General features: G+C 62.3%; 23 protein-coding genes. 6 read left to right on the top strand and 17 right to left on the bottom strand.

Annotated elements, in window-relative coordinates; all coding sequences use genetic code 11:
* Window positions 1-9: 9 nt before the first annotated feature.
* From glpD to CKW40_RS12110, 8 genes are all read right to left on the bottom strand, one after another.
* Window positions 10-1,536 (bottom strand): glycerol-3-phosphate dehydrogenase, encoded by a 1,527-nt coding sequence (gene glpD, locus CKW40_RS12145; RefSeq protein ID WP_095200112.1) that lies wholly within the window; start codon window positions 1,534-1,536, stop codon window positions 10-12.
* A gap of 127 nt (window positions 1,537-1,663) precedes the next feature.
* Window positions 1,664-2,431 carry a DeoR/GlpR family DNA-binding transcription regulator gene (locus CKW40_RS12140; RefSeq protein ID WP_010909603.1) on the bottom strand — a complete coding sequence of 256 codons (768 nt, stop codon included), beginning with the start codon at window positions 2,429-2,431 and terminating at the stop codon, window positions 1,664-1,666.
* Window positions 2,432-2,557: 126 nt separating this feature from the next.
* Window positions 2,558-3,970 (bottom strand): pyridoxal phosphate-dependent decarboxylase family protein, encoded by a 1,413-nt coding sequence (locus CKW40_RS12135; RefSeq protein WP_095200111.1) that lies wholly within the window; start codon window positions 3,968-3,970, stop codon window positions 2,558-2,560.
* A gap of 109 nt (window positions 3,971-4,079) precedes the next feature.
* The gene (locus CKW40_RS12130) at window positions 4,080-4,811 is read right to left on the bottom strand and encodes a proteasome-type protease (protein ID WP_095200110.1); all 732 of its coding nucleotides are present in this window, start codon (window positions 4,809-4,811) and stop codon (window positions 4,080-4,082) included.
* A gap of 31 nt (window positions 4,812-4,842) precedes the next feature.
* Window positions 4,843-5,634, bottom strand: coding sequence for a transglutaminase family protein (locus tag CKW40_RS12125; protein ID WP_095200109.1), 792 nt, complete (start codon window positions 5,632-5,634; stop codon window positions 4,843-4,845).
* A 7-nt stretch (window positions 5,635-5,641) separates the two neighbouring features.
* A complete protein-coding gene (locus CKW40_RS12120; RefSeq protein ID WP_095200108.1) occupies window positions 5,642-6,583 on the bottom strand; it encodes an alpha-E domain-containing protein in 942 nt (313 codons plus the stop codon).
* 127 nt (window positions 6,584-6,710) lie between these two features.
* On the bottom strand, window positions 6,711-8,123 hold the full coding sequence (locus tag CKW40_RS12115) for a circularly permuted type 2 ATP-grasp protein (protein ID WP_032933458.1): 1,413 nt from the start codon (window positions 8,121-8,123) through the stop codon (window positions 6,711-6,713).
* 170 nt (window positions 8,124-8,293) lie between these two features.
* A complete protein-coding gene (locus tag CKW40_RS12110) occupies window positions 8,294-8,530 on the bottom strand; it encodes an Lrp/AsnC family transcriptional regulator (protein ID WP_010909609.1) in 237 nt (78 codons plus the stop codon).
* 316 nt (window positions 8,531-8,846) lie between these two features.
* Here CKW40_RS12110 and CKW40_RS12100 point away from each other — a divergent pair, with 316 nt between their 5' ends.
* A complete protein-coding gene (locus tag CKW40_RS12100) occupies window positions 8,847-9,260 on the top strand; it encodes a DUF4864 domain-containing protein (protein ID WP_095200106.1) in 414 nt (137 codons plus the stop codon).
* Window positions 9,261-9,264: 4 nt separating this feature from the next.
* Here CKW40_RS12100 and tgt read toward each other — a convergent pair whose 3' ends face one another.
* The 7 genes from tgt to coaD all read right to left on the bottom strand — a co-directional run bounded on the left by tgt (window position 9,265) and on the right by coaD (window position 13,843).
* Window positions 9,265-10,395: a tRNA guanosine(34) transglycosylase Tgt gene (gene tgt / locus CKW40_RS12095; RefSeq protein ID WP_095200105.1), complete on the bottom strand. Its 1,131-nt coding sequence runs from the start codon at window positions 10,393-10,395 to the stop codon at window positions 9,265-9,267.
* Window positions 10,388-10,657: a hypothetical protein gene (locus CKW40_RS12090; RefSeq protein WP_010909612.1), complete on the bottom strand. Its 270-nt coding sequence runs from the start codon at window positions 10,655-10,657 to the stop codon at window positions 10,388-10,390. The genes tgt and CKW40_RS12090 overlap by 8 nt, the downstream gene beginning before the upstream one ends.
* Window positions 10,647-11,735, bottom strand: a complete 1,089-nt coding sequence (queA, locus tag CKW40_RS12085) for a tRNA preQ1(34) S-adenosylmethionine ribosyltransferase-isomerase QueA (protein ID WP_095200104.1) — start codon at window positions 11,733-11,735, stop codon at window positions 10,647-10,649. Before queA ends, CKW40_RS12090 begins: the two co-directional genes overlap by 11 nt.
* Window positions 11,735-12,184 carry a DMT family transporter gene (locus CKW40_RS12080; RefSeq protein WP_095200103.1) on the bottom strand — a complete coding sequence of 150 codons (450 nt, stop codon included), beginning with the start codon at window positions 12,182-12,184 and terminating at the stop codon, window positions 11,735-11,737. Before CKW40_RS12080 ends, queA begins: the two co-directional genes overlap by 1 nt.
* Before the next feature lie 12 nt (window positions 12,185-12,196).
* Window positions 12,197-12,709: a peptidylprolyl isomerase gene (locus tag CKW40_RS12075; protein ID WP_056576829.1), complete on the bottom strand. Its 513-nt coding sequence runs from the start codon at window positions 12,707-12,709 to the stop codon at window positions 12,197-12,199.
* Window positions 12,710-12,737: 28 nt separating this feature from the next.
* The gene (locus CKW40_RS12070) at window positions 12,738-13,232 is read right to left on the bottom strand and encodes a peptidylprolyl isomerase (RefSeq protein WP_244662023.1); all 495 of its coding nucleotides are present in this window, start codon (window positions 13,230-13,232) and stop codon (window positions 12,738-12,740) included.
* A 110-nt stretch (window positions 13,233-13,342) separates the two neighbouring features.
* On the bottom strand, window positions 13,343-13,843 hold the full coding sequence (gene coaD / locus CKW40_RS12065; RefSeq protein WP_095200101.1) for a pantetheine-phosphate adenylyltransferase: 501 nt from the start codon (window positions 13,841-13,843) through the stop codon (window positions 13,343-13,345).
* Window positions 13,844-14,037: 194 nt separating this feature from the next.
* Between coaD and CKW40_RS12060 the strand changes: the two genes are divergently transcribed.
* Window positions 14,038-14,190, top strand: coding sequence for a hypothetical protein (locus tag CKW40_RS12060; protein ID WP_019858284.1), 153 nt, complete (start codon window positions 14,038-14,040; stop codon window positions 14,188-14,190).
* A 56-nt stretch (window positions 14,191-14,246) separates the two neighbouring features.
* On the opposite strand, the gene gyrA is transcribed toward CKW40_RS12060, so the two are convergent.
* Window positions 14,247-17,051: a DNA gyrase subunit A gene (gene gyrA / locus CKW40_RS12055; RefSeq protein WP_095200100.1), complete on the bottom strand. Its 2,805-nt coding sequence runs from the start codon at window positions 17,049-17,051 to the stop codon at window positions 14,247-14,249.
* A gap of 175 nt (window positions 17,052-17,226) precedes the next feature.
* On the opposite strand from gyrA, the gene CKW40_RS12050 reads away from it, so the two are divergent.
* Both CKW40_RS12050 and CKW40_RS12045 read left to right on the top strand, forming a co-directional pair.
* Window positions 17,227-18,963, top strand: a complete 1,737-nt coding sequence (locus CKW40_RS12050) for a SulP family inorganic anion transporter (protein WP_244571163.1) — start codon at window positions 17,227-17,229, stop codon at window positions 18,961-18,963.
* Window positions 18,960-19,583 carry a ParB-like protein gene (locus CKW40_RS12045; RefSeq protein ID WP_095200099.1) on the top strand — a complete coding sequence of 208 codons (624 nt, stop codon included), beginning with the start codon at window positions 18,960-18,962 and terminating at the stop codon, window positions 19,581-19,583. Before CKW40_RS12050 ends, CKW40_RS12045 begins: the two co-directional genes overlap by 4 nt.
* Here CKW40_RS12045 and CKW40_RS12040 read toward each other — a convergent pair.
* Window positions 19,547-20,434: a helix-turn-helix transcriptional regulator gene (locus CKW40_RS12040; protein WP_244571162.1), complete on the bottom strand. Its 888-nt coding sequence runs from the start codon at window positions 20,432-20,434 to the stop codon at window positions 19,547-19,549. The two genes, CKW40_RS12045 and CKW40_RS12040, sit on opposite strands and share 37 nt — an antisense overlap.
* Before the next feature lie 85 nt (window positions 20,435-20,519).
* Here CKW40_RS12040 and CKW40_RS12035 point away from each other — a divergent pair, with 85 nt between their 5' ends.
* Together CKW40_RS12035 and CKW40_RS12030 are read left to right on the top strand one after the other, a co-directional pair.
* Window positions 20,520-21,047, top strand: coding sequence for a hypothetical protein (locus CKW40_RS12035; RefSeq protein ID WP_095200098.1), 528 nt, complete (start codon window positions 20,520-20,522; stop codon window positions 21,045-21,047).
* Between the two features lie 32 nt (window positions 21,048-21,079).
* Window positions 21,080-21,457 carry a VOC family protein gene (locus CKW40_RS12030; RefSeq protein WP_095200309.1) on the top strand — a complete coding sequence of 126 codons (378 nt, stop codon included), beginning with the start codon at window positions 21,080-21,082 and terminating at the stop codon, window positions 21,455-21,457.
* The last annotated feature ends 54 nt before the right edge of the window (window positions 21,458-21,511 follow it).

The following is a 21,511-nucleotide window of genomic DNA, read 5'->3' as shown; positions in this document are numbered from 1 at the left end:
AGACCCTCTTCATTCGGCGGCCGCGACGTGCCGCCGGCTTATGCCGTGCATGAATTCATCGAGTGCCGCGACCTGCTCGCGGCTGAGATGCAGGCCGCGCTTGGTGCGGCGCCACAGCACGTCTTCCGCTGTGACAGCCCATTCGTTTTCAACGAGATAGCGCACTTCGGCCTCGTAGAGATCGCCGCCGAAATTGCGGCCGAGCTCGGCATTCGATTTGGCAAGGCCGAGCAGACGCTGAGCCCGCGTCCCGTAGAGCCGCGTCAGCCGCCGGGCGAGGCGCGCATCCAGGAACGGATAGGCCGCCTTCAGCTTTGCCACCTGCGCGTCGAAACCGGTGGCTGGAAAATCGCCGCCGGGCAGCGGCGCGTCCGATGTCCACGGCTTGCCGCGCTTGCCGAGAAAACCCTCGATCTTTTCCAGCATCGATTCCGACAGCCGGCGATAGGTGGTGATCTTGCCGCCGAAGGCATTGACGATCGGGGCGGCACCCTCGCCACCATCGGCCTTCAGCACATAGTCGCGCGTCGCTTCCTGCGCCTTGGAGGCGCCGTCGTCATAAAGCGGCCGCACCGCCGAATAGGTCCAGACGATATCGGAGCGCTTGACGGGTTGCGCGAAATACTCGCTCGCCGCGGCGCAGAGATAATCGATCTCTGTGTCGCTGATCTTCACATCGTGCGGATCGCCGGGATAATCCTGGTCGGTGGTGCCGATCAGCGTGAACTCGTCCTCGTAGGGAATGGCGAAGATGATACGGCCATCCTTGTTCTGGAAGAAATAGGCGCGCGGATCGTCGAACTTCTTGGCGATGACGATATGGCTGCCCTGCACCAGGCGGACATTGTGCACATCGTTGAGGCCGACGACGCCGGAAAGCACGTGATCGACCCACGGCCCCGCCGCATTGACCAGCAGCCGTGCCTTGATCTCTTCGGTCTCACCGCTCTGCAGGTTCTCGATCTTGACTATCCAAAGGCCGTTTTCGCGGCGCGCGTCGACAACCTTGGTGCGGGTCCGGATCGTTGCACCCCGGTCAGCGGCATCGCGAGCGTTGAGCGCCACCAGCCGCGCATCGTTGACCCAGCCGTCGGAATATTCGAACGCCTTTTTGAACAACGGCTTCAATGGCTTGCCCGCCGGATCGCTTGCCATATCGAGCGTCCTGGTCGCCGGCAGCAATTTGCGCCCGCCAATGTGGTCGTACAGGAACAGGCCGAGCCGGATCAGCCAGGCCGGACGCAGGCCCTTGGCATAGGGCAGCACGAAGCGCATCGGCCAGATGATGTGCGGCGCGTTCTTCCACAGAACCTCGCGCTCCATCAGCGCCTCGCGCACCAGACGGAACTCGTAGAATTCGAGATAGCGCAGGCCGCCATGGATCAGCTTGGTCGAACCGGAGGAGGTTCCGCTGGCGAGATCGTCCATCTCCGCGAGAAAAACCGAAAACCCGCGCCCAACGGCGTCGCGGGCGATGCCGCAACCGTTGATACCGCCACCTATGACGAAAATATCCCGGACTGAAGACGTGTCCACTTAACTCCTCCACGATTTCGCATTGCACCATTTTTGGTCTTTTGCGAAACCGTGGCGGAATTATTTCGAACTCATAACGAATGTCAAACGAAATATCACAGATCCGTGAGACGACCGTGAAAAGGCCTCACCCCAGCGACGTCTCAATCAACTGAACCTCGGCCTCCTGGCAGATCTTGCGCACCGACGGGATGTCGCAGCGATCAGTGATAAAGGTGTTGACCTGCGACAGATGACCGATGCGCACCGGCGCCGTGCGCTCGAACTTGGTCTGGTCGGAAACCAGAATCACATGCCTGGCATTGGCGATGATCGCCTGCGCCACCTTCACCTCGCGAAAATCGAAGTCGAGCAACGCGCCGTCATGGTCGATGGCCGAGGCGCCGATAACGGCATAGTCGACCTTGAACTGCCTGATGAAATCGACCGCCGCCTCGCCGACGACGCCGCCATCCGAGCCGCGCACCACACCGCCCGCGATCACCACCTCGATCGAAGGGTATATACGCATCCTATTGGCAACATTGATATTATTGGTGATGACCATCAGGCCGTTGTGGTCGAGCAATGCCTTGCTGACCGCTTCCGTCGTGGTACCGATGTTGATGAACAGCGAGGCGTTGTCGGGGATCAGCCTGGCCGCCGCGCGGCCGATCGCTTCCTTCTCGTCGGCCGCGATCTTGCGCCTGGCCTCATACTCCATGTTCTCGATCCCGGACGGGAATAACGCGCCGCCATGGATGCGCGAAAGCAGCCGCTGGTCGCAGAGATCGTTGAGGTCCTTGCGAATGGTCTGCGGCGTCACGTTGAAATGCGTGGCGAGATCGTCGACCAGCACGCGGCCATGATCCTTGGCCATCTGGATGATCTCAGCATGGCGCGGCGACAGATACATGGATGACCTCCCGTTTTCGTTTTTCTTGTCTATAGCCGAAAACGAAAGCAATGAAAAGGCATAAGCCGGCTAAGGGAAATCGCCTGATTGCAAAGGCAAACTCCTGCGCAATCCAATATTGGCCTGTCAGACCATGCCGCGTGCGATTTCGGTGATGACGGCAAAAGCCGCATCGACATCGCCAGCGGTCGCTTCGAACTGGCCGACCTGGAAGCGGATTGCCACCTGCCCATCGACCCTCGTCTGCGTCAGGTAGATGCGGCCATCGTCGTTGATCGCATTGACCAGCAGCAGATTGTGCGCGTCGGCATCGGCGCTTGAGGCCGTCCTGTGCCGGAACGAAAACAGCGACAACATCGGCTCACTAACGATCTCGAAATCCGGCTCCCCGGCCAGCCGCACGGCAAGGCCCTCGCTCCAGGCGACATGGTTGCGGATCATGGCGCGCAGGTTTTCCAGCCCGTGGGCGCGCAGCAGGAACCACAATTTCAGGGCGCGGAAGCGGCGGCCGAGCGGCACCGACCATTCGGAATAGTTGATGATGCCGTCATGACCGTGGGTTTTCAAATAGTCCGGCTTGATGGCCAGCGTCCTGACATGGCTTTCGGGGTCGCGCAGGAACTGGATCGAGCAATCGAACTGCGCGCCCAGCCATTTGTGCGGATTGAAGACGATCGAATCGGCGCCTTCGACACCGGTCCAGAAATGCCGGTACTCCGGGCAGATCATCGCCGACCCGGCCCAGGCCGCATCGACATGGAGGTACAAACCGTGCCGCTTGGCGATCTCCGCGACCGCCGCAATGTCATCCGTGCCGCCCGTGCTGGTGCCGCCGACGCAAGCGATGATGCCCGCCGGCAGCATTCCGGCTTGCCGGTCGGCCGCGATGGCAGCCTCCAGGGCAGCGTTGTCCATGGCGCGAAAGCGGCCACTGACGGGAATGCGCACGAGATTGTCCTCGCCGATGCCCGAGACCCAGATCGCCCGATCGATCGACGTGTGCACCTGATCCGAGGAATAGATGCGCAACTGCGCCTGCCCGGCCAGTCCCTTTTTGTTGCCTTGCCAGTCCAGCGCCCGCTCGCGCATGGTCAACACGGCATTGAGTGTCGCCGACGAGGCCGAATCCTGGATGACGCCGGAAAACCCTTCGGGCAGGCCAAGGGCCTGGCGCATCCAGTCGACAGTGCGTGTCTCGAGTTCGGTCGCCGCCGGCGACGTCTGCCACAGCATGCATTGCGCGGCCATTGCGGAGACGAGGTACTCAGCTACCACCGAAACCGGCGCCGCATTGGCCGGGAAATAGGCAAAGAAGCGTGGATGTTGCCAATGCGTCATCCCCGGCACGATCTTCTCTTCGAAATCGGCGAAGATCCTGTCCATCGGTTCGGCGTCTTCGGGCGGTGACGCTTCTATGCTCCTGAATATGTCGCCGGGCTCGACCAGAGGCCGCACTGGCCGCTCGCGCAAAGTGTTGCGATAGTCGGCGCCCCAGTCGGCGGCACGCTGCGACCACTGCCGGAACTCATTGTTGTCCATCCTGTCCTCCCGACATGATCGCAATGCCGGCACGCTTCGCCCGGCTCTCAAATCCATCAGTAATTAACATGTGAAATATATGCAAGGGCCGGTGATTGCCGTCCGCGCCCTACCCCGGAAAATCCGGCAGGCTGGCAAAGGCCGCCTTCAGCGCATTCGACCAGCCATCGGAGATCGTGCGGTAATATTGGTCGTCCTGGCCGATCCGCTTCTTCAGGCCGACCTTGAAAGAATCCTTTTCCATGAACAGCAGGTCGAGCGGCAAGCCGACCGACAGGTTCGATTTCAGCGTCGAATCGAACGACACCAGCAGCAGCTTCACCGTCTCGGCCAGGCTCATCGTCCGCTCGTAGGCGCGGATGATGATCGGCTTGCCGTATTTGGTCTCGCCGATCTGGAAGAACGGCGTGTCGTCGGTCGATTCGATGAAATTGCCCTCGGGATAGATCATGAACAGCCGCGGCGGACTGCCCTTGATCTGGCCACCGAGGATGAAGGAGGCGTTGAAATAGGAATCGGCCTTCTCGCCGGCAGGCGACGCCTGTGCGATCACCTCTTTGACCGTATCGCCGACCAGCCGCACGGTCTGGTACATGGATGGCGTTTCGAGCAGCTTCTCGTGGCGGTCGGTCACCGCCTTGGTGCGTTCGTCGAGCAGACTGACCACGGCCTGCGTCGTCGCCAGATTGCCGGCCGACATCAAGACGATGACGCGCTCACCCGGCTGTTCCCAGACATGCATCTTCTTGAAGGTCGATATCGAATCCATGCCGGCATTGGTGCGCGTGTCCGACATGAACACGAGCCCGCGATCGATCTTCAGGCCGACGCAATAGGTCATGGAATCTCTTCTGGCACTAATCCTTGCGGGATTACTGCTCTACCGTGACCGTGACCGCAAGCCGTTCTTCCGCCTGTCCCAGTCGAATTCCCGACACCGGAGAGGCGTCGCGGTAGTCGCGGCCGGTGGCCACCTTCACATAGCGTTCGTCTGGAGAAATACCGTTGGCCGGGTCGAAGGCAACCCAGCCGAGGCCCGGAACATGCGCTTCAGCCCAGGCATGGCTTGCCGCCTGCTCGACGGCATCCATCATCAGATAGCCGCTGATGTAGCGCGACGGAAATCCCATGGCGCGCGCAGCGGCGGCAAAGATATGGCTATGGTCCTGGCAAACCCCGGTTTTCAACGCCAGAGCCTCTTCGGCCGGGGTCGTCGCATTGGTGGTGCCCGGTGTATAGGCGACACGCTCGCCGATCATGGCCATCAGCCGGTGCAGCCTTTCGATATCGGTGCCCGTGCCCACCGCCTCGGCAAGATCACGGATGCCGCTGCCTATGGTGGTCAGCTGTGTCTCCTGCGCGAACAACCACAGTGGCGCGAAGCCCTGATGTGGCCCGCAAACGCCTGTTGTGTCGCGCGTCACCACTTCGCCCGATGCCTCCACCGTGATGAAGTCGTGGTCGCCCTCGACGCTCAGCAGTCTTGTGTCGTTGCCGTAATGGTCGGTAAACCGCACCTCCTCGCGCGCGCCTTCGACCTTCAATGCCCAGGACAGCACCGTCTGTGTCTGCCCGCTCACCGGCAGCAGCCGTAGCCGCTGCAGCAGATATTGCACCGGTGCGTCGTAACGGTATTCGGTCCGGTGCGTGATCTTGAGTCGCATGGAGCCCTCAATAAAACTTGTAGTCCTGCGCGATCTCGTCGCCGAGCCTGGTGTTGTCGCGAATGAAGCCGGCGAGGAACTCGTGTAGACCCGCGTCGAATATATCCTTGATTGACCCAGCCCTCAGCATGGCTTGCGTTTTTTCCGCCGTCGCGTGGCAGGCATGGCGTTCGCCGTAATCGTCGCTGAGGAATTTCAGGTGTTCGGACAGGAAGCGATAGCAAAAGGTCAGCGAACGCGGCATGCGCACATTGAGGATCAGGTAGTCGGCGATGTTGGTCGGTTTGTAATCGGCATCATAGACCCAACGATAGGAGCGATGCGCCGAAACCGAGCGCAGGATCGATTCCCACTGATAGTTGTCGAGTGTCGAGCCGACCCAGGAGATCGACGGTAACAGAACGTAATATTTCACGTCGAGGATACGCGCCGTGTTGTCGGCGCGCTCGACGTAGGTGCCGAGCTGCGAGAAGTCGAAAATCTCGTTGCGCAGCATGGTGCCGTAGAACGAGCCGCGGATCAGCGCCGTTTCGCGCTTGATGGCATCGAGCACGCTTGGCAGGTCGCGCTCGTCGATCGGCCTCGCCAGCATCCGCTTCAGCGACATCCAGGCTTCGTTGATGCTTTCCCAGGTCTCGCGCGTCAGCGCGGTGCGCACCATGCGGGCATTGTTGCGGGCCGTCTCGATCGACGACATCGTGCTCGACGGGTTCGAGGTGTCGCGCAGCAGGAAATCGGCGACATCAGCCGCCGTATAGTCCTGGTATTTCTGTTTGAAGGCGACGTCGGAGCCGGCGCTGAGCAGCACCGAATTCCACTCTTCCGAGGCACTCTGGGTGCGGGTCAGCGCCATACGCAGCCCCGCATCGACCAGCCGCGCCATGTTTTCAGCCCGCTCGATATAGCGGTTCATCCAGTACAGTCCGTTGGCGGTCCGGCCCAAAAGCATGTGAGGCCCTTCGGGCTAGTGAGTAGGGAATAGTGAGTAGGGAATAGTAAGCGATTGAATCTCAATGGAATATGGCATTTCCCGTCCCCTTAATTTCACTACTGACTACTGACTATTCCCTACTCACTCAGTCATCCAGCACCCAGGTATCCTTGGTACCCCCGCCTTGCGAGGAATTGACCACCAGCGAACCTTCCTTCAGCGCAACGCGCGTCAGCCCGCCAGGCACGATCTGGATGCGGTCGGAGACCAGTACGTAGGGTCGGAGATCGACGTGGCGCGGCGCTAGGCCCTTGTCGGTCAGGATCGGACAGGTCGACAGCGCCAGTGTCGGTTGGGCGATGTAGTTGGAAGGCTTCGCCGCCAGCTTCTTGGCGAAGGCCTCGCATTCCTTCTTGGTCGCTGCCGGGCCGACCAGCATGCCGTAGCCACCGGAGCCGTGCACTTCCTTGATCACCAGTTCATGGATGTGCTCGAGCACATATTTCAGGCTGTCCGGTTCCGAACAGCGCCAGGTCGGGATGTTGCCGAGGATGGCCTTGCGGCCGGTGTAGAATTCGACGATCTCGGGCATGTAGGAATAGATCGCCTTGTCGTCGGCGATGCCGGTGCCCGGCGCATTGGCGATGGTGATGTTGCCGGCGCGGTAGACATCCATGATGCCGGGTATGCCAAGGGCCGAATCCGGCCGGAAGGTCAGCGGGTCGAGGAAGGAATCATCGACGCGGCGGTAGAGCACGTCGATCTGCTTGTAGCCTTCGGTCGTGCGCATCGCGACATGGCCATCGACGACCCGCAGATCCTGGCCCTCGACCAGTTGCACGCCCATCTGGTCGGCGAGGAAGGCATGCTCGAAATAGGCGGAATTGAAACTGCCTGGTGTCAGCACCGCGATGGTCGGCGCGCCCTTGGTGCTTTGCGGCCGAACCGCAGCCAGCGACTGGCGCAGCAGCTGCGGGTAGTTCTCCACCGGCCGCACCTTGATCTTCTGGAACAGCTCGGGGAACAGCTGCATCATCGTCTCGCGGTTCTCCAGCATGTAGGAGACACCGGACGGGGTGCGCGCATTGTCCTCCAGGACATAGAATTCGTCCTCGCTGATGCGCACGATATCGACGCCGATGATGTGGGTGTAGACGCCGGCCGGCGGCCGCACCCCGATCATCTCCGGCAGGAACGCCTCGTTCTTGGCGATCAGGTCCCTGGGAACGCGGCCAGCGCGCAGGATCTCCTGGCGGTGATAGATATCGTCAAGGAAGGCATTCAGCGCCTGCACGCGCTGTTCGATGCCTTGCGTCAGGCGCCGCCACTCATTGCCTGAAATGATGCGTGGAACGATATCGAACGGGATCAGCCGTTCGGACGCCTCCTGCTCGCCATAGACGGCGAAGGTGATGCCGGTCTTGCGAAAGACGCGTTCGGCGTCCTGCATCTTCTCGGTAAGTCTGGCCGGATCCTGCTCCTTCAGCCAGCGATCATAAGCCGAATACGGTCTTCTCAATCCGGAAACTTCCGGAAGCATTTCATCGAACGCTGCCAATCGCATACTCCCCTGTGACACCATTTCACTGGCGTCGCCGGAGAAAATCAAGCGCAATCGGTGATTTGGGAGATCGCGGCGACCAGTATGTTGCGCCTGCCTAAAATTTGGGCAGCTGAAATATGACCTTGATCAGGCTTTGCCTCGTGCCCGGGCAAATGCATTCCCGGCTAGAAGGCGCGGAAGGTGACGACCGTGAACGTGTCCTTGATGCCAGGGAGAATCTGCACCTTCTCGTTGACGAAATGGCCGACATCTTCCTCGTCATCGACATAGAATTTGGCGAGCAGATCGTAATTGCCGGCGGTGGAGTAGATCTCCGAGGCGATCTCGGCATCGGCAAGCGCGCTGGCAACCTCGTAGGATTTGCCCAACTCGCATTTGATCTGCACGAAAAACGCCTTCATGGCTTCGTCCCGCTAAACGTCCAAGTCCAAGCGGCCCTTCTGGCAGACTGGAGGCGGCCTTTCAAGCACTGGAATGCGCGCTGAGCCGGCGCGGGCCCTGGCCACGGCCTCGCGCAGCTCCACAACCGGCATGCTGCGCTTGAACAGCCGGCCGCCGACGAGCGCCCCACCTTGAAGGAAGCTTAAGCACAGGGAATCCGCCACGGCGAGGACGAATATTGGCGGACGCTGAAACCGTGAAGCGCCCTCGCGCGTATGTTAGGATGTCTCCTGGCTTTTTCCGGAGGCATCTTTAGAGGGACAGTGGAGACAGGCCATGCGCCGCGCCTTTTTCGCATTCGCGTTCGTCATGCTGGCGTTCTCGGCGTTTGCCGGCGATGCTGAAATAAAGGCTGGCCAGGCTGTCATCGATGGTCAGTTGAAGGCGCTGCTGGCCGATGACGGCGCCAAGGCCTACAGCTTCGCCGCACCCAACGTGAAGCAGGTGTTCCCGACCGTAGACGCCTTCATGAACATGGTGACCAATGGTTACCCGCCGGTGCGCAAGCCACAATCCTATGCCTTCGGCAAGGTCGAGCAGACAGGTCCGGGATCGATTATCCAGCAGGTGCTGATCGTCGGCCCCGATGGCAAGGATTATGAGGCGGTCTACACGCTGCAGCTGCAACCCGACGGCACATTTCAGATCACCGGCTGCAGCCTGCGGGCGTCGAACTCGCTGAGCACTTGAGGTTTTACAGGACGGGGATATCGCCCCTCGCCCAGCCTTCGGTGATCTCAGCTCCACGCGCCTCGAAGCTGCCGGTCTCGACAGCGGCGCGAATGTCTTGCATAAGCTTCTGGTAGTAAGACAGATTATTCCAGGTGAGCAGCATCGCCCCAAGCGCCTCCTGCGAGCGCACGAGATGGTGCAGATAGGCGCGCGAATAATCGCGCGCCGCCGGGCAGTCGCTTTCCTCATCGAGTGGGCGCGGATCGTCGGCGTGGCGGGCGTTGCGCAGATTGACCTTGCCACGCCTTGTGTAGGCAAGGCCGTGCCGGCCGGCCCGCGTCGGCATCACGCAGTCGAACATGTCGATGCCGCGCGCCACTGATTTCAGGATATCGTCAGGCGTGCCGACGCCCATGAGATAGCGTGGCTTGTCCGCGGGCAATTCGGGACAGGTGATGTCGAGCATTTCGAGCATCACCGCTTGCGGCTCGCCGACGGCCAGCCCGCCAACCGCATAGCCCTTCAGCTCCATCGCGCTCAGCGCCTGCGCCGAGCGCACGCGCAACGCCGCATTGTCGCCGCCTTGCACGATGCCGAACATCGCCTTGCCCGGCTGGTCGCCGAATGCCGTCTTGCAGCGCTCGGCCCAGCGCAGCGACAGCTCCATTGCGCGTTCGATCTCCTTCAGCTCGGCCGGCAGCGCCGTGCATTCGTCGAGCTGCATCTGGATGTCCGAATCGAGCAGGCCCTGGATCTCGATCGAGCGTTCCGGCGACATCTCGTAAGGCGCGCCATCGACATGCGAGCGGAAGGTGACGCCCTTTTCGGTCAATTTCCTCAGCTTCGACAGCGACATCACCTGGAAACCGCCGCTGTCGGTCAGGATCGGATGCGGCCAGCGGGCGAATTCATGCAATCCGCCAAGCCGCGCCACGCGCTCGGCGCCGGGCCGCAGCATCAGGTGATAGGTGTTGCCCAGGATAATGTCGGCACCGACGCCGCGCACCTGGTCCATATACATCGTCTTGACGGTGCCACCGGTGCCGACCGGCATGAAGGCAGGCGTGCGGATTTCGCCGCGCGGCATGTCGATCAGACCGCGCCGCGCCTTGCCGTTGGTGGCGAGGACCTTGAAGCTGAACGGCTTAGCCATTGAATTCCTTGTCGTGGATCGGCGCATCAGGCGCCTGTCTGTCGAGCGACTGGCGGTATTGGATGCAGCCGCGCATGAATTTGGGCCACGGCGGCACGGCAATCGATGGCTCGGTCTTTTCAGGCAACAGGTCCCACAAATCGGGATGATGCCAGCAGAGATCATGGCCTGACGTGTCGCGATGCGCGCGAATGCCGGCGCGCAGCTTTTTCACCTCCGCGATCAAGGCGTCGCGATCGAGAGTCTGCAGGTCATCGTCCATGGCTCATCTCCGCTCGGTACAGCAGGCTTGCGTCTCCATAGGAGTAAAACCTGTAGCGGTTCGCGATGGCATGTGCATAGGCCGCACGCATCGTGTCGAGGCCGCTGAAGGCGGAGACCAGCATGAACAGCGTCGAGCGCGGCAAATGGAAATTGGTCATCAGCATGTCGGCGGTGCGAAAGCGGTAGCCTGGCGTAATGAAGATGTCAGTCGGGCCGGACCACGCAGGCACAGTACCGTCTTCACGCGCCGCGCTCTCCAGCAGCCGCAGCGAGGTTGTGCCGACAGCGATGATGCGCCCGCCCCTCGCTTTGGCCGCGTTCAGCGCGTCGGCAGTTTCCCGGCTGACCGAGCCGATCTCGGCATGCATCTTGTGGTCGGCGGTGTCGTCGGCCTTGACCGGCAGGAACGTCCCGGCACCGACATGAAGCGTTACGAAGTGGCGCTCGATGCCCTTGGCGTCGAGGGCCGCAAAAAGCTCCGGCGTGAAATGCAGGCCGGCGGTAGGTGCCGCGACCGCACCTTCCTCTCGGGCATAGATGGTCTGGTAATCGGCCCGGTCGCGCTCATCGTCATCGCGTTTCGAGGCGATGTAGGGCGGTAGCGGAATATGGCCGACCACGTGCAGCGCCTCATCGAGGAACGGCCCCGACAGGTCGAAGCCAAGCAGCGCCTCGCCGCCCTCGCCCTTCTCGATCACCGTGGCGTCGAGCTGGCCGAGGAAACAGGAATTGCCGTCATGGCCGAAATGGATGCGATCGCCGGCGGCAATGCGCTTGCCCGGCCGCATGAACGCCAGCCAACGGTCCGGCGCCACGCGCATGTGCAACGTGGCTTCGACCTGCGCCTGCGCTTCGCCGCGCCGCCTTATGCCTTTGAGCTGCGCCGGAATGACCTTGGTGTCGTTGAACACCAGCACGTCGCCGGCCCTGAGCAAGGACGGCAGGTCGCTGACTGTGCGGTCGTCGAGTACCTCGCCCGGCTTGACCACCAGCATTTTGGCGCTGTCGCGCGGTTCCGCCGGGCGGAGCGCGATACGCTCCTCCGGCAGATCGAAGTCGAAGAGATCGACGCGCATCAGTAGAGCCGGATAAGCAGTGCTCCGGCCAAGAGCATCACCGCGCCGGCGACTCGGCCGAGCGAGATTTCGCGCACCGCGACGCCAAGGAAACCGACGCGGTCGATGAGCATGCCGGCCAGCAGCTGGCCGGCCACCAGGAACGCCATCAGCGCGGCAGCACCGATACGCGGCGTGAGGATTGTGGAGAGCGTGACATAGAAGCCGCCGAGCATGCCGCCCGCGACGAACAGCCAGGGCGCCGGCGCCTTCCAGTCGAGCGAAATGCCTTGCAGCTTCACCGCCGCAACGGAGATGATGCCGAGCACGATCGCGCCCGACAGGAACGAAAACGCAGCCGCCGCGACCGGGAGGCCCAGGCCGCGCGCCAGCTGCGAATTGATCGGGGCCTGGATGGCAATGAAAGCGCCGGACAGGATGCCGAGAAGCGACCAGACGACGCCCATCATTGCCGTTTCGCCTTACTTGACGTCTGCCGCGACCTTCAGCGACACGATCTTGTCGGGATCGACCACCGGCTCGCCGCGCTTGATCTTGTCGACATTGTCCATGCCTTCGATGACCTGGCCCCAGACCGTGTACTGGCGGTTGAGGAAGGCGGCATCGTCGAAGCAGATGAAGAACTGCGAATTGGCCGAGTTCGGGTTCTGCGCCCGCGCCATCGAGCAGGTGCCGCGGCCATGGTTGGCGTTGGAGAATTCAGCCTTCAGGTCGGGCTTGTCGGAACCGCCCATGCCAGCGCGGGAAGGCGCAAAGGTCGGCTTGTTCGAATTGCCGAACTTCACATCGCCGGTCTGCGCCATGAAGCCGTCGATGACGCGGTGGAAGACCACGCCGTCATAGGCACCTTCCCTGGCCAGTTCCTTGATGCGGGCGACATGGCCAGGCGCCAGGTCGGGGAAAAGTTCGATGACGACCTTGCCTTTGGTCGTTTCGAGGATGAGCGCGTTCTCGCGGTCCTTGATTTCAGCCATGTCAGATATCCTTTTGAGAAAACAGAAATTACTTGTCGGCGGCGATGCGGACCTTGATCATCTGGTCAGGATCGGAGACCGTGCCGTTGTCCGCCTCATCACCCTTCTTGATGTGGTCCACCAGTTGCATGCCGCTGACGACATTGCCGACGATGGTGTACTGGCCATCGAGCGGCGGCGCCGGCGCGAACATGATGAAGAACTGCGAATTGGCGGAGTTCGGGTCCTGCGAACGGGCCATGCCGACCACGCCGCGCTTATAGTGCTCGGTCTGCGAGAATTCGGCCGGCAGGTCGGGCAAGTCCGAACCGCCGGTGCCGACGGCCTGGGCGTTGAAACCCTTCTTCATATTGCCGAACTTGACGTCGCCGGTCTGCGCCATGAAGCCGTCGATGACGCGGTGGAAAGCGACATTGTCATAGGCATGGTCACGCACCAGCTTCTTGATCTGCGCGACATGCTTGGGTGCCAGGTCGGGACGCAGCGCGATGGTGACGTCGCCGTCCTTCAGCGTGATGATCATGGTGTTTTCCGGGTCGGCGGCATAGGCCGACACAGACGCGGTCACGAGACCGGCAAGCACGACGAGGAACGAGGCAAGCCTTTTAAGCTGCATGGTCTTCTCCGGTAAACTTATTTTGCGAATTTGGCGGTGAGCGCGCCGGCAACAGCCGCCGGCACGAAGGGGCGGATGTCGCCTCCCATCGAGGCTATCTGGCGCACAAGTGTGGCGGTAATGGTGCGCACCGACGGGCTGGCGGGCAGAAAAACCGTCTGCAGCTCGGGCGCCATGGTTTCGTTCATGCCGGCCATCTGCATTTCGTAATCGAGATCGGTGCCGTCGCGCAGGCCACGGATCATGATCGAAGCGCCCTGTTTCCTGGCGGCATCAATCACCAGCCCGTCGAAGGCAACGACCTTGATGCGGGCGCCGTCACGGCCGAATTCGGCTTTCGTGGCGGCTTCGATCAACTGCACCCGCTCCTCGAAGGAGAACAACGGCTTCTTGCCCGGATGAATGCCGATCGCGGCGTAGACGATGTCGGCCACCGCCAGCGACGCTTTCAGCACATCGAGATGCCCGTTGGTCAGCGGGTCGAAGGAGCCGGCATAAAGGGCGGTGCGTTCAATCATGGCAGGTGCTTCTAGCGAGCCTCTCTCGCAAAGGCAAATCCGATCGGCGCGAAGGCCGTGAACCTTTTCCGGCGCATGAACGACAGATGAACACGCTGATCACGAAGCCTTCACGCAGCGTTCACTAGGTTGCACCTTAATAAGATGAAACCAAAATCCCATCTATCCGTTGTAAGGCGCAGGAGAACACGCATATGCTGATCTACATGCTCGCCACCGCAATGACCGTCGCCATGCTGATCGCCACCGTATTTGGGCTGCATCAGGAGGCACAACGCATCCGCGTCAAGGCAACCACCAAGCGCTTCGAAGGCTTCGGCCCGCGCAAGCCGTATCGTCACTACTAACTCAGTCCAGACCTGCTGCCGCGCCGGCCAAGGGGCCGGCGTTGCTATGTCTGGATTTACTCAGCGCCATCCGGACCGGCGTCAGTCTCTGGAGCGGACTCAGCGCCACCCTCGACGGTCTCTTCGCTTTCTTCGTCCGATTGCGGCTCCGAGATCCGCTCGACCGAAACCACCTTCTCACCTTCAGCCGTATTGAAGATGGTCACGCCCTTGGTGGCGCGGCTGGCGAAACGGATGCCGTTGACCGGCACCCGGATGACCGTGCCGCCATCCGAAACCAGCATGATCTGGTCGTCATTGCCGACCGGGAAGGTCGCCACCAGCCGGCCGATTTCAGCCGTCTTCGACACGTCAGTGGCGCGGATGCCCTTGCCGCCGCGGCCGGTCAGGCGGAAATCATAGGACGACGAACGCTTGCCGTAGCCATATTCGGTCACCGTTAGCACGTACTGTTCGTGCGCCTTGAGGAACTCGTAGCGCTCGTCGGAAAGCTCCGTCTCCTCGCCGACCTCCTCATTGGTCAGCGCGATCTCTTCCTCTTCACCGGCGGCGATGCCGGCGGCAGTCCGCCGTTCGGCCGCCGCACGCTTGAGATAGGCGGCGCGTTCTGCCGGCGGCGCATCGACATTCTCGATCACCGACATGGAGATGATGCGGTCGGTCTCGGCCATGGTGATGCCGCGTACGCCGACAGAGTTGCGGCTCTGGAAGACACGCACGTCGCCGACCGAGAAGCGGATGCACTGGCCGGAGCTGGCGGTCAAAAGCACATCGTCATTGTCGGTGCAGGTCTCGACGCCGAGGATCTCGTCGCCTTCCTCCTCCAGCTTCATGGCGATCTTGCCGTTGCGGTTGACCTGGACGAAGTCGGACAGCTTGTTGCGGCGCACTGTGCCACGCGTGGTGGCGAACATCACGTCGAGTTCGCCCCAGCTCGTCTCGTCCTCGGGCAACGGCATGATTGTGGTGATGCGTTCGCCCTGCTCGAGCGGCAGCATGTTGATCAGCGCCTTGCCGCGTGACTGCGGATTGCCGATCGGCAGCCGCCAGACCTTTTCCTTGTAGACGATGCCGCGCGAGGAGAAGAACAGCACCGGCGTGTGCGTGTTGGCCACGAACAGCCGGGTGACAAAATCCTCTTCCTTGGTCGACATGCCGGAGCGGCCCTTGCCGCCGCGTCGCTGCGCCCGGTAGAGCGACAGCGGCACGCGCTTGATGTAGCCGGAATGGCTCACCGTCACGACCATGTCCTCGCGCTGGATCAGGTCCTCGTCTTCCATGTCGGCGCCGCCGTCGGTGAGTTCGGTGCGGCGTGGCGTGCCGAACTCGTCGCGCACGGCGGCGAGCTCGTCCTTGACGATCTGTTGGACGCGCGCGCGCGACGACAGGATGTCGAGGTAGTCCTTGATCTCGTCGCCGATCGTGTTCAATTCGTCGGCGATTTCGTCGCGGCCAAGCGCGGTCAGGCGCTGCAGGCGCAATTCGAGGATGGCGCGCGCCTGTTCCTCGGACAGATTGTAGGTGCCGTCCTCATTGATGCGGTGGCGCGGATCGTCGATCAGAAGGATCAGCGATTCGACATCGCCCGACGGCCAGCGCCGCTCCATCAATTGCTCGCGCGCCGTCTGCGGGTCCGGCGCGGTGCGGATCAGTTTGATGACCTCGTCGATATTTGCGACGGCGATGGCCAGACCCACCAACACATGGGCGCGGTCGCGCGCCTTGCGCAGCAGGAATTTCGTCCGCCTTGTGATGACCTCTTCGCGGAAGGAGACGAACGCCTTCAGCATGTCCGTCAGCGTCAGCAGTTCCGGCTTGCCGCCATTCAGCGCCACCATATTGGCGCCGAAGGAGGTCTGCAGCGGCGTGAAGCGGTAAAGCTGGTTGAGGATGACGTCGGCGACGGCGTCGCGCTTCAGCTCGATGACGACGCGATAGCCCTGGCGGTCGCTTTCGTCACGGATGTCGGAAATGCCCTCGATGCGCTTGTCGCGGACCAGTTCGGCCATCTTCTCGATCATCGACGCCTTGTTCACCTGATAGGGAACTTCGGTGATGATGATCGATTCACGATCATTGCCGCGCTGCTCGATGTTGACCTTGCCGCGCATGACGATGGAGCCACGGCCGGTCGAATAGGCGCTGTAGATGCCGGAGCGGCCAAGCACGATGCCGCCAGTCGGGAAATCGGGGCCCGGAATGATCTCCATCAATGCCGGCAGGTCGATCGCCGGATTGTCGATGACGGCAATGGCGCCGTTGCAGACTTCGCCCAGATTGTGCGGCGGGATGTTGGTGGCCATGCCGACGGCAATGCCGCCGGAACCGTTGACCAGCAGATTGGGGAAGCGCGCCGGCAGAACCTTCGGCTCGGTGTCCGAGGCATCGTAAGTGTCCTGGAAATCGACGGTGTCCTTGTCGATATCCTCCAGAAGCTCATGCGCGACCTTGGTCAGCCGCGATTCGGTGTAGCGCATCGCCGCCGGCGGATCGCCGTCGATCGAGCCGAAATTGCCCTGCCCGTCGATCAGCGGCACGCGCAGCGACCAGTCCTGCGCCATGCGCACCAAGGCATCATAGATCGAGGCATCGCCATGCGGATGGTATTTACCCATCACGTCGGCGACCGGGCGCGCCGACTTCACATATTTGCGGTTCCAGTGGTAGCCGCTCTCATGCGCCGCATAGAGAATGCGGCGATGCACCGGCTTCAGGCCGTCGCGCACATCCGGCAGCGCACGGCTGACGATCACGCTCATGGCGTAAGAGAGATAGGAGCTCTGCATCTCCTCGATGATGGAGATGGGCTCGATGCCGGTGGGGCCGCCGTCGGCGCCGCGCGGTGTCTTTTGGTCGGTCAAATCGGATCACAATCTAATCAGGAATCACTGACCGCTTATATAGGAAGCGCGGCCGAAACTCCAATGTTCGCGCCACTTTTCCAGTGTCATTTTTGATGGTAATTTCAAAAGGATACCGCAAATTGCGACGATATGGCCACAACGCTTTTCGCCGCCACCAAGGCAAAAGCCGGCAATGGACCAATCTCCCCAAGCAAAAGCCGCGAGCACCGTGAATTGGGGCCAGTGGCTGCCTTTGCGGGCGCTGAGCGGGTGGCAGCCCGGGGATCTCAACGGCGATGTGATCGCGGGTCTGACATTGGCCGCGATTGCCATTCCCGAGCAGATGGCAACCGCCCGGCTCGGCGGCTTTGCCCCCGAGATCGGTTTTTTCGCTTTTGTCGCCGGTTCGGTGGCGTTCGCCCTGTTCGGCGCCAATCGTCACCTCTCGGCCGGCGCGGATTCGACCATCACGCCGCTGTTCGCCGGCAGCCTGGCGCTGCTCGCCACGTCAGGTTCGCCGCATTATCTGGCGCTGGCGGCCATGCTGGCGCTGATGGTCGGCCTGATTGTGACGCTCAGCGGCATCTTTCGCCTCGGCTGGATCGCCGATCTCCTGTCAGTGCCCGTCACGACCGGGTTTCTGGCCGGCATCGCCGTCCACATCATCGTTTCGCAAATGCCCGGGCTGCTCGGCCTGCCCTCCGAGAGCGGGGAAACCTTGCGGCGTATCGGCGAGATCGCCGGCAATCTCCATCTCACCAACCCCTGGGCCCTCGGGCTCGGCCTTGGCGTGTTCGCGATCGTGCTTGGCGCCGAGCGCATCAGCGCCCGCATTCCCGGCGCCTTGATCGGCATGGTGCTTGCCACGCTTGCGGTCGCCGTCTTCGGCCTCAAGGATCGCGGCGTCGAGGTGCTTGGCGCCCTGCCGAACGGCCTGCCGCGGGCCGGCCTGCCTCTTGCCAGCCTTGACGATGTGCAGGCGCTGGTTCCGCTGGCGTTGCTGATCGCCATCGTCGTCATGGTGCAGACAGCGGCGACCTCGCGCTCCTTCGTGCCGCTACAAGGCGACCCCGACGTCAACCGTGATTTCGTCGGCGTTGGCGCCGGCAGCATTGCCTCCGGCCTGTTCGGCGCCTTTGCCGTCAATGCGAGCCCGCCGCGCACCGCAATCGTCTCCCAGTCGGGCGGCCGCTCGCAACTGTCCGGTCTCATTGCCGCGGCCATCGTACTGGCACTCGGCGCTTTTGGCGGTGGCCTGCTCGCCGATGTTCCGCAGGCCGCCCTTGCCGGTGTTCTGATGTTCGTTGCCCAGCACATTCTGCGCTGGAAGGTGTTCGCCAGTGTCTACCGGCAGGCACCGGTCGAATTCGTGTTGATCCTGATCACCATGGCGGCGATCGTCGTGTTGCCGATCGAGACCGGCGTGGCGGTCGGCATCGGCCTGTCGCTGCTGCATGGTATATGGAGCGCGACGCGCACCGAGCCGATCGAACTCGAACAGGTGCCGGGCACTTCCGTCTGGTGGCCGCCGGGTAAACCCAGTGCTGGCGAACAACTCTCCGGCGTGCTGGTCGCGGCCTTCCAGGCGCCGCTGTCCTTCGTCAATGCCGACCGCTTTAAGCGTGGGCTCTGCGATCTCATCGACGCCAGGAACGAAACCGTGAAACTGGTCGTGCTGGAGGCCAGCAACATCGTCGAAATCGACTACACCGCCGCGCAGGCGCTGAAAGACACCATCGCGCATTGCCGCAAGGCCGGCGCGGTCTTTGCCATAGCGCGGCTGGAATCGCTGCGCGCCCAGGCGGCGCTGGCGCGGTTCGGCATTGCTGAAATGGTCGGCACGCAGCGTATATTCCACAGCGTCGACGCGGCGATCAAATCACTTGGTCCGGGCAAACAGCAGCAGCAAGAACAGGATGGAGTGCCATGATTGACCCCCGAGAACCCATTGTCACGCCGGTTCCCGTCGAGGAATTGAGGCCGACGCAGATAACGGTCGGCATGAGGGAAGTTGCGTTGAAGCGCCAGATGATTCGGGAGCAGGACGCCAGGAAGAAGACCGGCGCTTTTCTCGGCAAACACATGGTGCCGGTCGTACTGGGTCCCAAAAATCGCAACTACGTCACCGATCATCATCATCTCGCGCGCGCCCTGCTCGAGGAAGGCGTCAAGGACGTGCTGGTGACTGTGATCAGCGACCTGTCGGCGCTCGACAAGGACGCGTTTCTTTTCGTGCTCGACAACAGAGGCTGGATGCACCCGTTCGATGAAAACGGCCGGCGCCGCGATTACTCGGCAATTCCAAAGACAATCGGCGAGCTGATCGACGATCCCTATAGGAGCATGGCGGGCGAGTTGCGCCGGCAAGGCGGCTTTGCCAAGGACACGACGCCGTTCAGCGAATTCATCTGGGCGGATTTCCTTCGCCGGCGCATCGACCGCAATGCGATTGCGAAGAACTTCGACAAGGCGATGAAGGATGCCTTGACGCTCGCCAAGGGCAAGGACGCGGACTATCTGCCGGGCTGGTGCGGCCCGACATCGGACTGACCCTGCCCCGGCCGAGGCCAGTGCATAGCCGTGCCGCCTGACCGGCGATAGTCACCCGGTGTCTCGCCCATGACGCGTCGAAACCGGCGGTTGAAGGTCGACAGATCGTTGAAGCCGGCCTCGAAGGCTATCGCCGAGATGGCGTCGTCCGACAGGCGCAGCCGCACCGCTGCCCGATGCAGCCGGGTTTTCAACAGGAACTGGTAGGGCGTCATGCCGGCGACCTGCCGGAAAATGCGCAGGAAATGATAGGGGCTGGTTGCGGTCTCACCCGCCAGTGCCGACAGCGAAACCGGCCCGTCGGCATCCAGCTCGATCCGCCGCACGGCTTCGGCCACCCGTTTCTGGTCGCGGCGGCTCGGTCCGTGCCTGACAGGCGTGGCGCCGCAAACCGTGGCCACGGCCGCGCCCGCAATGCGCAGGGAAAGTTCCTCGAACGCGTTTCCGTCGGCCATTTCGCGCGCGGTTTCCGCCTCTGCCAGCAACGGCGCCAGGGCCGGCAAGGGCGGCAGGCGCGGCGCCTCGAAGGTGAGTGTTCGGATGCCCGGCACGCCGGCGACAATCCGTTCCATGTAGGCAGGTCCGAAATGAAACGAGAGACAGCGGTCGCCGCTGCCGTGCTCGTGTCCGCATTCATAGCACGTGCCGGAATTGCCGAGCAGCAGCGCGCCCGGCGCCAGCATCGCGGTGCCTTGTTGCGCGCGGTAGCGGAACGTGCCGCTCGTCACTGCCGCAACGCAGAAATCCTGGTGGGCTTCCTCGAATGGCCGATCACCCACGCCGGCCGTGCAGATCACATCCGCGACGTGCCAGCCGGGTCCGAATGCGAGAGTGCGGGTCGTCGCTGTCATGGTCGGAATATAGCAATTTTTCCCAAGCCCAGAACCCCGTCAGCGCCTACTCCTCCCGGTCTCCTGACAGAAAGAGACCACCGCCATGTTCGACCCCTTTGCCGAAGCCCTGCACAGTCCCGGCCCGATCGACGGACTTGCCGAAAAACTGAACCTTTACGGCCGCTTCGTCGGCGCCTGGACTTTCGACGCCTCACGCCATCTCGAGGACGGCACCGTGCTCACGGGGCGTGGCGAGGTGCATTTCGGCTGGGTGCTGGAAGGCCGCGCCATCCAGGACGTCTGGATCCTGCCCGCGCGGAACACCAGTTCCCAGCCTTCCCTGGGTAAATGGACCTTCTACGGCACGACGCTGCGCGTCTATGATCCCGGCGCGGACGCCTGGCACATTTTCTGGAGCGATCCGCGCAACCAGTATTTCAGCCGCCAGCTCGGCCGCGCCGAAGAAGACACGATCGTGCAGGTCGGCGCCGATGGGACCGGCTCCTCGGTGCGCTGGAGTTTTTCGCGGATCACCGAGAATTCGTTCCGCTGGCTCGGCGAGCGCTCACACGACGGCGCGGACTGGCACCTCGAGGTTGAGTTCCTGGCGCAGCGGGCGACAACAGCCTGACACAGCAACACCTTGTAACAATGGAGAAAACCATGTTCGATCACATCTCGGTCGGCGTCCGCGACGCCAACGCCTCGAAGCGCTTCTATGACGCAGCGCTGAAGCCGCTCGGCTATACCTGCCTCAGCCAGTCACCGGGTTCGCTCGGCTATGGCGCCCAGAACGCCGTGCTATGGGTCAACGAGGCGGCGCGGCCGGTGCCATCAGACGAAAAATCCGGTCTGCATTTCTGCTTCGCCGCGCCGACACGAGACAGCGTCGATGCCTTCCATGCCGGCGCGCTTCGCGAAGGCGGCAGCGACAATGGCCCGCCCGGCCTGCGCGCCGCCTATGGCGACAACTACTATGCGGCCTTCGTCATCGACCCGGATGGCTATCGCCTCGAGGCCTATTGCGGCGCTGCCGGCTAACCCGGCCGAGTTCCGCAGTTTCGCGGGTCCTGCTAGTTCCCACCGACCGGGCTT

The sequence above is a fragment of the Mesorhizobium carmichaelinearum genome, assembly GCF_900199455.1.
Lineage (GTDB): Bacteria > Pseudomonadota > Alphaproteobacteria > Rhizobiales > Rhizobiaceae > Mesorhizobium > Mesorhizobium carmichaelinearum.
This window is presented reverse-complemented; position numbering and strand designations above follow the sequence as displayed.

Bases quoted from the DNA above. Each gene is read 5' to 3' on its own strand.
- CKW40_RS12120 (WP_095200108.1), bottom strand. From the start codon at position 6,583: ATGCTTTTGGGCCGGACCGCCAACGGACTGTACTGGATGAACCGCTAT.
- CKW40_RS12135 (WP_095200111.1), bottom strand. From the start codon at position 3,970: ATGGACAACAATGAGTTCCGGCAGTGGTCGCAGCGTGCCGCCGACTGG.
- CKW40_RS12070 (WP_244662023.1), bottom strand. From the start codon at position 13,232: ATGATCATCACGCTGAAGGACGGCGACGTCACCATCGCGCTGCGTCCC.
- CKW40_RS12130 (WP_095200110.1), bottom strand. From the start codon at position 4,811: ATGACCTATTGCGTCGGCCTGAAGATCGATCGCGGGCTCGTGTTCATG.
- coaD (WP_095200101.1), bottom strand. From the start codon at position 13,843: ATGATTGAACGCACCGCCCTTTATGCCGGCTCCTTCGACCCGCTGACC.
- CKW40_RS12090 (WP_010909612.1), bottom strand. From the start codon at position 10,657: ATGGACGATGACCTGCAGACTCTCGATCGCGACGCCTTGATCGCGGAG.
- CKW40_RS12030 (WP_095200309.1), top strand. From the start codon at position 21,080: ATGTTCGATCACATCTCGGTCGGCGTCCGCGACGCCAACGCCTCGAAG.
- CKW40_RS12110 (WP_010909609.1), bottom strand. From the start codon at position 8,530: ATGAAGGCGTTTTTCGTGCAGATCAAATGCGAGTTGGGCAAATCCTAC.
- CKW40_RS12075 (WP_056576829.1), bottom strand. From the start codon at position 12,709: ATGGCTGAAATCAAGGACCGCGAGAACGCGCTCATCCTCGAAACGACC.
- CKW40_RS12140 (WP_010909603.1), bottom strand. From the start codon at position 2,431: ATGTATCTGTCGCCGCGCCATGCTGAGATCATCCAGATGGCCAAGGAT.
- CKW40_RS12050 (WP_244571163.1), top strand. From the start codon at position 17,227: ATGGACCAATCTCCCCAAGCAAAAGCCGCGAGCACCGTGAATTGGGGC.
- tgt (WP_095200105.1), bottom strand. From the start codon at position 10,395: ATGGCTAAGCCGTTCAGCTTCAAGGTCCTCGCCACCAACGGCAAGGCG.
- CKW40_RS12045 (WP_095200099.1), top strand. From the start codon at position 18,960: ATGATTGACCCCCGAGAACCCATTGTCACGCCGGTTCCCGTCGAGGAA.
- CKW40_RS12060 (WP_019858284.1), top strand. From the start codon at position 14,038: ATGCTGATCTACATGCTCGCCACCGCAATGACCGTCGCCATGCTGATC.
- CKW40_RS12080 (WP_095200103.1), bottom strand. From the start codon at position 12,184: ATGATGGGCGTCGTCTGGTCGCTTCTCGGCATCCTGTCCGGCGCTTTC.
- CKW40_RS12035 (WP_095200098.1), top strand. From the start codon at position 20,520: ATGTTCGACCCCTTTGCCGAAGCCCTGCACAGTCCCGGCCCGATCGAC.
- CKW40_RS12100 (WP_095200106.1), top strand. From the start codon at position 8,847: ATGCGCCGCGCCTTTTTCGCATTCGCGTTCGTCATGCTGGCGTTCTCG.
- CKW40_RS12125 (WP_095200109.1), bottom strand. From the start codon at position 5,634: ATGCGACTCAAGATCACGCACCGGACCGAATACCGTTACGACGCACCG.
- CKW40_RS12040 (WP_244571162.1), bottom strand. From the start codon at position 20,434: ATGACAGCGACGACCCGCACTCTCGCATTCGGACCCGGCTGGCACGTC.
- queA (WP_095200104.1), bottom strand. From the start codon at position 11,735: ATGCGCGTCGATCTCTTCGACTTCGATCTGCCGGAGGAGCGTATCGCG.